Annotated in this window: 12 protein-coding genes; 7 read left to right on the plus strand and 5 right to left on the minus strand. The window is 67.1% G+C overall.

The features are described 5' to 3' along the window. Positions 1 to 6 precede the first annotated feature (6 nt). Positions 7 to 1,560, plus strand: coding sequence for a PepSY domain-containing protein (locus AC13GI_RS09995; RefSeq protein ID WP_482996177.1), 1,554 nt, complete (start codon positions 7 to 9; stop codon positions 1,558 to 1,560). A 214-nt stretch (positions 1,561 to 1,774) separates the two neighbouring features. Continuing rightward, positions 1,775 to 2,422, plus strand: coding sequence for a SmQnr family pentapeptide repeat protein (gene smqnr / locus AC13GI_RS10000; protein ID WP_482996178.1), 648 nt, complete (start codon positions 1,775 to 1,777; stop codon positions 2,420 to 2,422). A 15-nt stretch (positions 2,423 to 2,437) separates the two neighbouring features. On the opposite strand, the gene AC13GI_RS10005 is transcribed toward smqnr, so the two are convergent. Further along, positions 2,438 to 3,121 (minus strand): class I SAM-dependent methyltransferase, encoded by a 684-nt coding sequence (locus tag AC13GI_RS10005; RefSeq protein ID WP_482996179.1) that lies wholly within the window; start codon positions 3,119 to 3,121, stop codon positions 2,438 to 2,440. Between the two features lie 117 nt (positions 3,122 to 3,238). Here AC13GI_RS10005 and AC13GI_RS10010 point away from each other — a divergent pair, with 117 nt between their 5' ends. Further along, a complete protein-coding gene (locus AC13GI_RS10010) occupies positions 3,239 to 3,712 on the plus strand; it encodes a hypothetical protein (protein ID WP_482996180.1) in 474 nt (157 codons plus the stop codon). A gap of 11 nt (positions 3,713 to 3,723) precedes the next feature. Here the strand turns inward: AC13GI_RS10010 and AC13GI_RS10015 are convergent, their stop codons facing one another. Together AC13GI_RS10015 and AC13GI_RS10020 are read right to left on the minus strand one after the other, a co-directional pair. Then, positions 3,724 to 4,449, minus strand: a complete 726-nt coding sequence (locus tag AC13GI_RS10015) for a hypothetical protein (protein WP_482996181.1) — start codon at positions 4,447 to 4,449, stop codon at positions 3,724 to 3,726. Positions 4,450 to 4,507: 58 nt separating this feature from the next. Then, complete coding sequence (locus AC13GI_RS10020; RefSeq protein WP_482996182.1) at positions 4,508 to 5,887, minus strand: aminotransferase-like domain-containing protein; 1,380 nt, start codon at positions 5,885 to 5,887, stop codon at positions 4,508 to 4,510. Positions 5,888 to 6,020: 133 nt separating this feature from the next. On the opposite strand from AC13GI_RS10020, the gene AC13GI_RS10025 reads away from it, so the two are divergent. From AC13GI_RS10025 to AC13GI_RS10035, 3 genes are all read left to right on the plus strand, one after another. Further along, positions 6,021 to 6,884 carry a DMT family transporter gene (locus tag AC13GI_RS10025; RefSeq protein WP_380652722.1) on the plus strand — a complete coding sequence of 288 codons (864 nt, stop codon included), beginning with the start codon at positions 6,021 to 6,023 and terminating at the stop codon, positions 6,882 to 6,884. Positions 6,885 to 6,980: 96 nt separating this feature from the next. Further along, the gene (locus AC13GI_RS10030; RefSeq protein ID WP_482996183.1) at positions 6,981 to 7,862 is read left to right on the plus strand and encodes an SDR family NAD(P)-dependent oxidoreductase; all 882 of its coding nucleotides are present in this window, start codon (positions 6,981 to 6,983) and stop codon (positions 7,860 to 7,862) included. A gap of 39 nt (positions 7,863 to 7,901) precedes the next feature. Further along, positions 7,902 to 8,789, plus strand: coding sequence for a LysR family transcriptional regulator (locus AC13GI_RS10035; RefSeq protein WP_482996184.1), 888 nt, complete (start codon positions 7,902 to 7,904; stop codon positions 8,787 to 8,789). 463 nt (positions 8,790 to 9,252) lie between these two features. Here AC13GI_RS10035 and AC13GI_RS10040 read toward each other — a convergent pair whose 3' ends face one another. Further along, positions 9,253 to 10,149: a LysR substrate-binding domain-containing protein gene (locus AC13GI_RS10040; RefSeq protein WP_482996185.1), complete on the minus strand. Its 897-nt coding sequence runs from the start codon at positions 10,147 to 10,149 to the stop codon at positions 9,253 to 9,255. 105 nt (positions 10,150 to 10,254) lie between these two features. Between AC13GI_RS10040 and AC13GI_RS10045 the strand changes: the two genes are divergently transcribed. Next, positions 10,255 to 11,769: an MFS transporter gene (locus AC13GI_RS10045; protein WP_482996186.1), complete on the plus strand. Its 1,515-nt coding sequence runs from the start codon at positions 10,255 to 10,257 to the stop codon at positions 11,767 to 11,769. 443 nt (positions 11,770 to 12,212) lie between these two features. Here AC13GI_RS10045 and AC13GI_RS10050 read toward each other — a convergent pair whose 3' ends face one another. Beyond that, entirely contained in the window at positions 12,213 to 12,617 is a 405-nt protein-coding gene (locus AC13GI_RS10050; RefSeq protein WP_099819242.1) for a GFA family protein, read from the minus strand. Positions 12,618 to 12,680 lie beyond the last annotated feature (63 nt).

The raw sequence follows: 12,680 nt of genomic DNA on the forward strand, positions 1-12,680 counted from the left end.
GCCGCCATGTCGCTGCGATCCACTGCCAAGCGCTGGACCTACCTGGTGCACCGTTGGCTGGGCATCGGTGGGTGCCTGCTGATGGTGCTGTGGTTCGTCAGCGGCATGGTGATGCTGTTCATCGGGTACCCGAAGCTGACGCCGGGAGAACGCTTGGCTGCGCTGCCCGCTTTGGCCGATACGCGCGGCTGGCAGGGGCTTTCCGTGCTGCCGGACGCCGTGCGACAGGAGCCTGAGCGGGTCGTGCTGACGACGCTGCGTGGCGAGCCCGCCTACGTGGTGCGCTCCGGGGCGAACATGGGCGCGTGGTCGACGCTTACCGGTCAGGCTTTGCCGCCAGTATCGGCGCAGCTGGCCGAAGTCTCCGCCGCGCAGTTCGCCGGTGGGCCGGCTTTCGTTGGTGCCATCCCGCTGGACGAGGATCGCTGGACGCATTCGCGCGGCCTTGATCCGCATCGGCCGCTGTACCGTGTCGGCGTCGGTGGTGCACAGCCCGGTGATGTCTACGTGTCCTCGCGTACCGGCGAAGTGGTGCTGGATGCACCGCGCCTGCAGCAGCGCTGGAACTATGTGGGTGCGTGGCTGCACTGGCTGTACTTCCTGCGCATGCAGTCGGTGGACCCGGTGTGGACCTGGACGGTGATCGTGCTGTCGGCGCTGTGCACGCTGGCCGCGATCAGCGGGATCGTGGTCGGCATCTGGCGCTGGCGGTTTCGCGGGAAGTACCGATCAGGGTCGAAGACGCCGTATCAGGAACCGTGGATGCGCTGGCATCACCTGATCGGGTTGATGGCGAGCGCATTCGTGTTCACCTGGATCTTCAGTGGATTGATGTCGATGAACCCCTTGGGGGTGTTCAGCAGCGCACGCGCCTCGCTCGACGTTGCGCGCTATCAGGGTGAGGTTCCGGCGGATGCAGGCGCCATCGCGCAACCGGCGGCGGTACTGGCTGCCGTGCACACGCCGCAGTTCGTGCCGGTGGAGATCCAGTGGCGACGGATCGGCGGTGACTTGTTCGCGGTAGCACTGGATGGCAATGCCAATTCACGCGTGGTCACGGAGCGTGACGGCGCACTGCAGGTGTCCACTGCATTCGGTGCAGACTGGTTGCAGGGCAGGGTAGAGGCGATGTCCGACGCACGCCTGCGCAGATTCACCATTCTGCAGGCGCCCGATGCCTACTTCTACCCGCGCGCTGCGGAGGCGATGAATGGCGCCGCGGTACGTCGCTTTCCGGTGGCGGTGGCCGACTTCGATGATGCTGAGGCTACCCGCGTCTATGTCGACCTGGCTACCGGCGATCCGCTGTTGACGATGGGCAGGCGCGAGCGGGTTGGGCGCTGGCTGTTTTCCTTCCTGCACAGCTGGGATCTGCCCGCGCTGCTGCGGCAGCCGAACAGCCGCCTGGTCGTGCTGCTGTTGCTCAGCCTGGCGGGTACCGCGCTGTGCGCGACGGCGACCGTCATCGGCTATCGGCGCTTGCGGATGACACTCCGGCGCAAGCGTCATCGGCATGCTCCGTTCTCTGAGCGCAGTCGCAGGGATCTGCCTCGCCTCTGATGGCGTACGCCCGCGCCGTCCATGGCATGACAAGGACGTCAGCCGCGCTCGGGTGCATGAAGGCGTGCAGTTGCCGATCGGGCCGGACCGCTGGAGAGCCCGCCTTGGCGCTGTACACATCCCGACTGCAGCAGCCATGAACCGCGATGGCCACGCTCTACCGCCGCTCGGCCGGACGCGGCATCATGGCGAGGCACCCGGCACGGAACCCCGCATGTCCTCCACCGTTCACCACAAGCTGCGCATTGGCGTCGATCAGTTCACCGGCCAGAAGGTGGTCGACCAGCAGTTCTACGAGTGCGATTTCTCCGGCGCGGACCTCACCGCCACCGAGTTCGTGAACTGCGGCTTCTACGACGCCGACACCCGCACCGGGTGCCGTTTCAGTGGCGCCACGTTGAAGGAAGCCAGCTTCCGCCAGTGCGACATCAGCATGTGCAACTTCAACTTCATCAAGGCGCTGGGGCTGGAAATCAGCGAGTGCCGCGCGCAGGGCGCCGATTTCAGCAACGCCAGTTTCATGAACCAGATCACCACGCGCAGCTGGTTCTGCAGCGCCTTCATCAAGAAATCCAACCTGCGCTATGCCAACTTCTCGCGGGTGACGCTGGAGAAGTGCGAGCTGTGGGAAAACCGTTGGGACGGGGCCAACATCAGCGGCGCCAGTTTCGCAGGATCGGACCTGTCCGGCGGCCAGTTCGATGGCATCGACTGGAACACGGCCAACTTCACCGATTGCGACCTGACCAACTCCGAACTGGGCGAGCTGGATGTGCGCAGCACCAACCTGCGTGGCGCCACGCTCGATGTGCAGCAGGTCGCGCTGCTGATGCAGCGGATCGGCATCACCGTGGTGCCATGAGCGTGCGTCGCGGGCCTATACCGGCGTCGCCGGCGCGTAGGCTACCCATCCCTTGAAGCTGAAGCCGGCATAGAACAATTCCACGTTGTCGAAGCCGGCCGCCTGCAGCAACGCCACTTCCTGTTCGGGCGACAGCAGCGGCAGGCGCTCGGTGACGGCGGCGACCGCGCGCTGCGCATCGGCACGTGGAATGCCGGAGGCCTCCCCGAATGCGGCGTAGCGTTGCAGCCAGCGATGCTTGCCGGCCGCGTCCTGCGGCACGCTGTGGTGGGCCACCACCAGCGGCGCACCCGGCCGCAGCCGTTGCCGCAGTTCGCGCAGGGTGTGCAGGCGCTGTTCAACGGTGAGGAAATGCAGGGTCAGCAGGCAGGTGGCGCCGTCGAAGACGGTGTGCGGGGCATCGTCGATGTAGCCTTCCAGCAGCGTGACCTGTGCCATCAATGGCCCCAGGGTCTGTTCGGCCAGCGCGAGCATGGGTGCGGCCGGGTCGATACCGAGCATCCGCCAGTGCGGGTGCGCTTCGGCGAAGGCCTTGAGCTCCAGGCCGCCACCTGCGCCGAGCACCAGCACCTGGCCATCGTCGGGCACATGTTCGGCCAGCAGCAGGTGGGTCATCTGCTGCAGTCCGAGGAAACCCGGTACCTGCCGCAGCGGGCCGTCGGCGTAGCGGGCGACGGCGTGGGGATCGGAGAAGGACATCGGAAGCATTCCTGCAGCAATGGCGAGCATCCACTTTACCGCGCTGCGCAAGTGTCGATTGCAGGGATGCCCGCCTTTGATTAAGGTCTGCGCCTGCCTGTATTCCAGAGATCGCGAATGAACCCTCGCACGCCCCCGATGTCATCGGCGGAAGCCTTCGAACTGGCGCTGACATTGCTTGGACGCGAGGACGTGGATGAGGAGCACGCCGAGCAGGCACTGCTCGCGCTTGGCAGCGAACACGGGCAGATGCGCCGCCTGTTGGTGTGGCTGCCTGAAGCATTCGCCATGGCCCTGATCGGGCACATGGAACTGGACGTGCTGCTGCCGCGTACATTCACCGCCTCTGACGCGCAGGGTGAGCGGCATGAACTGCCGCTCGAGCGCGAACCGGTATTCGTCGATGGCCTGAAGCGCGCCCTGGCCATGTACCACGAAGGCCCGCGCGCTGCGTTCAAGGCGATCTGCCAGCGGAGTTCGCTGCTCAATGCGATCGACAATGTCTTGAACGCCGGCGCCGATCTGCAGGGCGCGACGCTTTCAGGTCCGGAGCTGCTGGACATTCCCGCAGAGACCTACCTCGCCGATTGAGTCCGAGGTATTCAGAGCGCCGGCTTCATTCCGTCTGCTTCCAGTCGATACAGGCCGGTCAATCGCCAGTCATCCTGCACGCGTTGCAGCCGGTACTCATGGATGAGGACGCTGGAGCGGCGCTGTTGTGCGGTACGTATCGACGCTGCGTCGCCGAGGATCTGCACGGCCATTACCTGTTCCAGTGCCGGATCATGCGGTGACTCAACGCTGGGCCGTTGCATGACGTTGCGCGGGGTGCCAGGCAAGGCGTAGTGCTCCACCAGCGTTGCGTACGTCGCACTGGCCAACGCCAGTCCGTGTGACGAGCCGTGTTCTGTCACCTCTGCAAGCGAGGCATTGTTCCAGTCCAGAAAATCGGACTGGAAAGCACGTATGCGTGCCACCGGTGTGCTGCCGCCCAGATCGAGCGCGCTGCGCTCGAAAACAAGGAGCGGTAGAACCTCGCCGAACCTCACGTCGCGGCCGTAACGGAAGTTGCGTTCGGCCTGCAGCCTGCCATTGCACAGCAGCGCGACGCGACCGGGCCTGCTGGAATGAACCATCAGCTGCCGTTGAAAATACCCCTGCACCGGCGCGGCATCCGCGTTGGATGCCCCCGGCGCGGTGATCTGCAGTTGGCAGTTCCCGTCCGTGGGTGCATAGCCAATGACCTGCAGCGAGCCGTCGCGGGGCCCGAACGTGATGCAGCCACCGGTCAGGCTGCAGGCCAAGGCGATGACGATCCATCGACGCATGCGGGCGCTCCTTGCTTGGATGGCCGGCAGGATAACGCACTGTAATGCTCCAGCTGTTCTATTGCAGCGCCTTCCCCAGTACCTGCCAGATCTTCGGGTCCTGGCACTGCGACACATTGAAGCGCACGTAGTCGGCAGCCCGCTGCGACTGGCTGAAGGCATTGCCGGGCGCCAGCACCATGCCCTCGCGCAGGCACTGCCGTGCCACTGCCGATGCATCGCGGCCATCGGGCAGCTGGCACCACAGGAACAGTCCTGCTTCCGGTTGCAGCCATGGCGTGATGCCCAGCTTCTGCACCTGCCGCAGCGTGTGCTTGCGCGCATCGGCCAGGCGCGTGCGCACCGCCTGCATGTGCCGTCGGTAGCCGCTGTCGGTCAGTGCGATCTGCATGAGGTGCGCGGCCAGGTGCCCACCGCCGAAGCTGGTGGCCAGCTTCAGATCGGTCAGTGCCTCGATCCAGTCAGGGCGTGCGGCGATGTAGCCGCAGCGCGATGCCGCCGAGATGGCCTTGGAGAAACTGCCGACATGGATCACCCGAGACAGTCCATCCAGCGCCGCCAGCCGCGGCGCCGGGCGCAGCTCGAAGTCGGCGAAGATGTCATCCTCGATGATGATCAGCTCGCTGCGGTCGGCCAGGCCCAGCAGGCGATGTGCGGTGGTCGCCGACAGCACCGCGCCCGTCGGGTTGTGCAGCCCGGCGTTGGTGATGTACAGGCGCGGCGCGTATTCCTGCAGCGCGCTGGCAAACACCTGCAGATCCGGCCCGGTATGTGTGTACGGTATGCCGATGGCCTGCACCTGATGGGCCTTCAACATCGCGTGGTAATTGAAATAGCTGGGGTCGTCGACCAGCACGCAGTCGCCGGGCTTCAGCAGGAAGCGGCAGATCAGGTCGATCGCGTGCGTCCCCGATTCGGCCAGCAGCAACTGCTCCATCGATGCTTCGATGCCCAGCGTGGCCGCGCGTCGCTGCAGCGTCTGTCGCAATGCCGGCAGGCCGAGCGGCCCCGCGTAGTCGACCAGGTGCGCGGCGTCGGCGCGCGCCATGCGGCGCAGGCCACGGCGCAGGCCATCGTGGTACAGCCAGTCGCTGGGCATCCAGCCGCAGCCCGGCTTGAGGTGGCCGGACGGGGTTTCCAGCGATTGTCGCGACACCCACAGCGGGTCCACCGCGCGATCAAGGCGCGGCTCCATCTCGGCCAGTGCCAGCGGCGCTGCCGGACCAGCCACGTAGAAGCCGGAGCCGGCGCGCGCGGCGATCACGCCTTCTGCCGCCAGACGTTCGTAGGCCTCGACCACGGTGGACACGGAAACGCCCATCGCCGCCGCCTGCGCGCGCACCGAAGGCAGGCGGCTGCCCGGGCCATCAAGGCGCGAGCTGATGCGGGTGCGGACGGCGTGGATGACGCTGTCGATGCGGCTGGGCGGTCGGGACATGCGCGTGACTGTAAGGGGATTGTGGGCAGTACAGTTACTTGTGACTGTACTGGATTGTAGCTGTGTATCGCCGATGCCCGATGGCCCAATGACGGGCATAGCCGGCCATCGCCCGGCACTTCTGGAGCAGGGTGTGGAACGGTCGGCAAGCGGGTGGATCAATGGCTTCATCGGTGTGGTGATCTTCGCCGGCTCATTGCCGGCCACCCGTCTGGCGGTGATGGAGCTGGACGCCAGCTTCGTGACCGCCGCACGCGCCAGCATCGCCGCGTTGCTGGGGCTGGTGCTGCTGCTGGCATTGCGCCAGCCGCGCCCGGTCAGAAGCGATCTGCCAGGCCTGGCGCTGGTCAGCCTGGGTGTGGTGGTGGGCTTTCCGTTGCTGACCGCGCTCGCCCTGCGCCACGCCTCGTCGGCACACACCATCGTGTTCCTCGGCCTGCTGCCGCTGAGCACGGCGGTGTTCGGCGTCCTGCGCGGCGGCGACCGGCCACGGCCGGCATTCTGGGTGTTCTCGCTGCTGGGCAGCGCCTGTGTGGTCGGCTACGCCGCACGCAACGGCATCGAGGCTTCCCTGCAGGCCGACCTGCTGATGCTGGCGGCAATCGTGGTGTGCGGGCTCGGCTACGCCGAAGGCGGCCGCCTGGCCCGGCACCTGGGTGGCTGGCAGGTGATCAGCTGGGCATTGCTGCTGGCCTTGCCGCTGATGCTGCCGCTGATGGTGGCGATGCGCCCGGTCTCGTTCACGGCGGTCGCTGCTTCCGCATGGTGGGCGCTGGGGTATGTAGCGGTGTTCAGCATGCTGATCGGGTTCCTGTTCTGGTATCGCGGCCTGGCCCAGGGCGGCATTGCCGCGGTCGGCCAGCTGCAGTTGCTGCAACCGTTCTTCGGCCTGGCACTGGCGGCGATGCTGCTGCACGAGACCGTCAGCGCGGGCATGCTGCTGGTGACCGTGGCGGCGGTGATCTGCGTGGCCGGAGCCCGTCGCTTCAGCCGCTGACCGCGCAGGGCCATCGCCGCGCGATACCGTTGGCGTATCACGCGGGTGTGCAAACAGTATTGGCCGAGGACGATGGCGCTCGCCGATGCTGGCCGGATGAAACCCAATTCCAGTATCTCGTTCGAAGGCCAGGTGGGCCTGGTGACCGGTGCCGCCGGTGGCCTGGGCCTGGCCTACAGCCGCCTGCTGGCCCAGCGTGGCGCGCATGTAGTGATGCATGACGTGGGCGCTGCAACGGATGGCACGGGCGCCGATCCGCAGCGCATCGCCACGGCGGTGGCGGCACTGCGTGCCCAGAGCCTGCCGGTCGAGGCCGCCAGCGGCCCCATCAACCAGCGCCGCGGTTGCCATGCGCTCGTGCAGGACATCCTGCAGCGCCATGGTCGCCTGGACTTCATCATCCACAACGCCGGCTGGGTGGCCTACGCCGCTATCGAAGCGGTGGAGGATGATGCGCTGGAGCAGATGTTGTGCCTGGCCGCGAAGACACCGCTGTGGCTGGCACAGGCGGCATGGCCGGCGATGCGTGCTGCCGGCGGCGGCCGCATCGTGCTGACCACCTCCGATCGCGCGCTGTACCCGCAGTATGCGCAGCGCGGCCTGTGCGGCTACGCGATGGCCAAGCTGGCCGCGCAGGGGCTGGTCAATGTGCTGGCGTTGGAAGGCGCCGAGCACGGCATCGTGGTCAACGCGGTATCGCCGGTGGCCAAGACCCGCATGTGGGGCATCGACGGAGAGCCGGATGAACTGCATCCCGATGCCGTGGCTACCGGGGTGGCTTTCCTGGTTTCCACGCGCTGCCGGCAGGGGGGATGGATTCTGCGCGCCAGCAATGGCCAGTTCCATGCACTGCGGCTGCAGGAAGCAGAGAACGTGGACTATCCACGCGACCTGCGCGCCGTGGCCGCCGACAGCATCGAATCGGTGGCCCTGCAGTGGCCGGTCATTGCACGGCCGAGTGTCGACGCGCGCGGCTGAGCGCGTACCCTAGGCGGGTCTCCACCTGCCTGCGATGAAATGATCGATCTGCGCCTGCTCCGCCAGTTCGTGGCGGTGGCCGAAGAACTGCACTTCCATCGCGCCGCTGCGCGCCTGCACATGTCGCAGCCGCCATTGACGGCGGCGATGCGGCGCCTGGAAGACGAAGTGGGCACGGGCTTGATCGTGCGTGGCAACCGTACGCTGGGCCTGACCGCGGCGGGGCAGACGCTGCTGGTGGAGGCGCGCGCGACGCTGCAGCAGGCCGAGCAGGCGCTGCAGCGCACGCGCGAATCGGCGGCAGGGCAGACCGGCAGCCTGCGCGTAGGCTACGTCGGCAGCGCACTGTATGGGCGGCTGCCGGCACTGATCCGCCAGTTCCGCCATGCGTTTGCGCAGGTGCAGCTGCATCTGCACGAAGCCACCTCGCGGCAGCAGCAACAGTGGCTGCGCGAGGGGCGCATCGACCTGGGCATCCTGATTCCACCGATCATTTCCGCAGAACTGCATCTGCAGGCGTTCGACCATGATCGACTGGCCATTGCCCTGCCACGCGCGCATCGGCTGGTCGCATGGCAACGGCTGGACGTCGCAGACCTGATGGACGAGCCCTTCGTTTCATGGCCATCGGCGGAAGGTGTCGGCTTCCATGCGCAGGTACTGGGCCTGTGTACGGCCGCCGGCTTCACGCCACGGGTCGTGCAGGAAGCGCAGGGCATGCACGCGGTGTTGTCGCTGGTGGCCGTGGAAGCGGGCGTGGCAATCGTGCCGGCCAGCATGAGCGGGTTCCGTCCCGAAGAAATCGTCTATCGGCCATTGGACGGCGGCAATGCGGCGTTCGAACTGCAGTTCTGCATGCGCCCGGAATCGCCTACGCCGGTGCTGCAGAATTTCCTGGCGATGGCTGCACAACCGGCAGTGTCGTGATTGCCGGTTGAGTATCCGTGCTGCAGGCGCGGGAAGGGAGTTGGCCCGCGTCGTGCGCGCCTCTGGAATGTGATTCGGCTCGCAGTTCAGTGCTGGGGAATCGCGCCTGCAGCAAGCCTGAGGCACAGGCGCGGGGAAGCCCTACATATCGCCTCGGCGGCAACGACCAGCATGTCCCGTCGGCCATCATCGGTCGGCTGGGATTGGCGTCCCACAATCAACTCTGGCACGTGATCGGTAGGCGCACGGATGGCGCTTTCGGATCACGTGATCCGCTGTCCGTGGTTGGCGATGTGTGGGGATCACCATGATCCGCCGGTCAGTCCCAGAGTTGTCCGGTACGCCAACCCGCATCGCCCGCCGCCTGTGCGTGGTCAGCCACGAATGCGTTGATCGCGCTTGCCTCGGGGGTGGCAATGCGCGTCGTGCATGGGGAGCGGCGGCGGGCGGTGCATCTGTGTGCTCAACAAGGACGGGCGAACAGATGGTCGGCCATGTAATCGATGAACACCCGCAGGCGCGCGCTGGGATGACGATTGCCGGGCCAGAGCAGTGAGAATTGCCCGCGCTGCTGCTCCATCATCGGCAACATCTGCTGCAACCGGCCATCGGCCAGTGCTTCGGCCGCCAGGAAGTCGGGCATCCAGGCGACGCCCATGGCGCCGATTGCAGCGGCCAGCAGCGCTTCCATGTTGTTGCAGGTCATTGCTGTAGCCAGAGCGGCGCCGGCGTCGCCATCGACGCCGGGCAGGCTCCAGGGTTGCAGCATGCCGGTGGTCGGGAAGCGGAAACGCACCGCCTGCAGCGTACGCAGTTCCGGCAGCGACTGTGGCCAGCCGTGTGTTCGCAGGTACACCGGCGCTGCGCACAGCACGAAGTGGAAGCTGCCGAGGCGCCGCGACATCAGGCTGGAATCGGCCAGTTCACCGCTGCGTATCACCGCATCCAGTCCTTCGCTGACGACATCGACCAGGCGGTCATTGAAATCAAGTTCCAACTGCACCTGCGGATAGCGCTGCTGGAAGCCGGGCAGCACCGGCAGCAGAAAACGGTAGCCGATGGTGGGCAGGCCAATCCGCAGCAGCCCGCGGGGAGCGAGTTGACGCTGCGCAAGGTCGGCCTGGGCCTCGGACAGTTCATCCAATGCACGGCGGCAGCGCTGCAGCAGCAGGTCGCCTTCGTCGGTGAGGTGCATGCGGCGCGTGGTGCGGTGGAACAGTCGCGTACCCAGGTCCTGTTCCAGGCGGGCGATCCGCTTGCCCACCGCCGAAGCGGACAGGCCCAGCACGCGCGCGGCGCCGACAATGCTGCCGGCCTCGGCGGTGCGGACGAAAGCCAGTAGTGCGGAAATGGAATCCATGGCGGGATGATTGCGGAACATCTGGCCGTAATCAAACGCATGTGAGCCGGTTTTTACCCGATCGCGGCCTGTTCATCATCAATGCCCCGATTGCAGGAGTCCACGATGGCCCGTTTCTTGATGGATTCCCAGCCCGTGCAAGGGCGTTGGGCCCTGGTGTCGGTGTGCCTGGCGGCGCTCGCGTTGCCGTTGTCGTTCTCGGCCGGCGCGGTAGCGGTGCCGGTGCTGGCCATCCAGTTGGCCAGCTCGCCCGCTTCGTTGGCCTGGGTGACCAACGCCTTCATGCTCAGCTTCGGCAGCCTGCTGCTGGCGGCAGGGGGACTGGCGGACCGCTATGGGCGACGCCGGCTGTTCCTGCTGGGCAGCGGCGGTTTCGCGTTGGCGACGTTCTTCGTCTGCATGGCGCCGGATCTGTTCTGGCTGGACCTGGCGCGCGGTCTGCAAGGCGTGGGCGCTGCCGCGGCATTGGCATCGGGCAGCGCGGCGCTGGCTCAGGCGTGGCACGGCCAGGCCCGTATGCGTGTGTTTGCCCTGCTGGGCACCACCTTTGGCGCCGGCCTGGCGCTGGGGCCGCTGCTTGCGGGCGCGCTGCTTGAGGCGATGGGTTGGCGAAGCGTGTTTGCCGCCGGTGGTGTGCTGGCTCTGCTGGCATGCATGCTGGCAGTGCGCGTGCTGCCAGAGAGCCGCGGGCAGGCCGGGCGGCTGGACGTGCCGGGCATGCTGGCTTTCAGCCTGATGCTGAGCATGCTGACCCTGGCGCTGTTGTGGTTGGGCGAATTCGGCCTGCCCGCAGCGCGGGTACGGTGGGCGTCGCTGGCGACCGTGCTGCTGGCGGCATCGTTCGTACTGATCGAGCGCAGGCAGCCGGCGCCGTTGCTGGATCTTTCGCTGTTCGCGCAGCGGGCATTCGTCGGTGTGCAGCTGCTGCCGGTGGCAACCTGCTTCGGCTACGTGGTGCTGCTGGTGCTGCTGCCGCTGCAGCTGCTGGGCGTGCATGGCCAGGGCGTCGCCACCGTCGGCGTGCAGATGCTGGCGCTGTCCGCGCCGATGCTGGTGCTGCCACTGCTGGCCGCGCGCTGGGCCGGCCGGATGGGAAGCACGCGCCTGTGCGTGGCTGGGTTGCTGCTCTGCGCGTTGGGGCTGTATCTGCTGTCGCGGCAGGCGGTACATCCGCTGCCTGCGCAATGGATACCGCCGCTGCTGCTGATCGGTGCAGGCACCGCATTGCCCTGGGGGCTGATGGACGGGTTGTCGGTCAGTGTGGTGCCGGTGCAACGCGCGGGCATGGCAGCGGGGATCTTCGGCACGGTGCGGGTAGCGGGCGAGGGCATCGCACTGGCGGCAGTGACCGCAGTGCTGGCGACGCTCATCGGCCACCGCCTGCAGGGCACATCTGCTCCAGCACTGGGCAGGGCGGCGGCCTATCTGGCTACCGGTGCGTTGCATTCGGCCCAACCGCTGCTGCCCGGAGCAACGGCCCTGCAGTTGCAGCGCGCCAGCGGCGAGGCGCTGGCGCAACTGCTGCACATGCTGTCAGCGCTGACCGCCGGCAGCGCCCTGCTGCTGCATGTGCTGCTGCGGCGCTCAACGGCCGTTGCCGTGCCAGGAGCCGGTAGCTGATGGTGGCGGTGACCGCACGGGGGGAGCCGGCGAAACAATCGCCGAAGGCGCGGCAAGGTGTGGCAGCTCGTCATTCAGGTGTTCGCCCACTTCCAATGTTGCTGCGCTGACTTCAGCTTCGTTGCGCGTGAAAGCCGCAGTGACGGTGAGGTGCGCGGCCGCCACATGGACAATGTGTCTGGCGGTCACCTGCCTGCCGCAGCGCCGTCACCCGGTCTTGGCCTGGGCGTCGGTAGGGTAGAGCGTCCCCGTCCCCCACGGAGACCTGCCATGTGGTTGCTCGACCGACTCTGGCCCTCGCGCCCTGCGCTGCCTGCTGAGACGCTGCCGCCTGCGGCGGACGCGCCCTTGCGTCGAACGCCGCTGAAGCGCCCGTTGCGCGTCGGCCGGGCCAGCATGGCGCCGTGGCAGAAGATCGCGCCGCCGCCCCGGCGCAGCCGGCACTAACCGGTACGGTCGGCGGGGTGGTTCACTCCGTCATTGACCGGAATCGTTCCCAGCGCGAACGGATCGATGCCTTCCAGGCAGGCCACGTTGTAGCCGTACTGGTCCGGGTTGGAGCGGCGGCGGTGGTGCGTGTAGATGCCACAGATCCCGCAGAAGTAGTGCTCGGCGACGTGGGTGTTGAACTGGTACAGGCGCAGATGGTCCTGCCCGCGCACGATCTGCAGCCCGTGCCGCGCCACGCTGGCGGCGATGGCGCCGCGGCGCCGGCACATCGAACAATCGCAGCGGCGCGGGTCGACGATGCCCTCGGGCAGGTCCAGCAGCAGCTCGACCGTGCCGCAATGACAGCTGGCCCGATGCTGCGCCTGCACGGCGACGCCGGCCACGGTGGTGATGCCCATCTCTGCTCCCTGCGCGCCCTTGGTGGGTGCCAGTATGCCCCCGGCGGCGCCAGCCTGAACCGA

The sequence above is a fragment of the Stenotrophomonas sp. 82F1 genome (genome assembly GCF_056861525.1).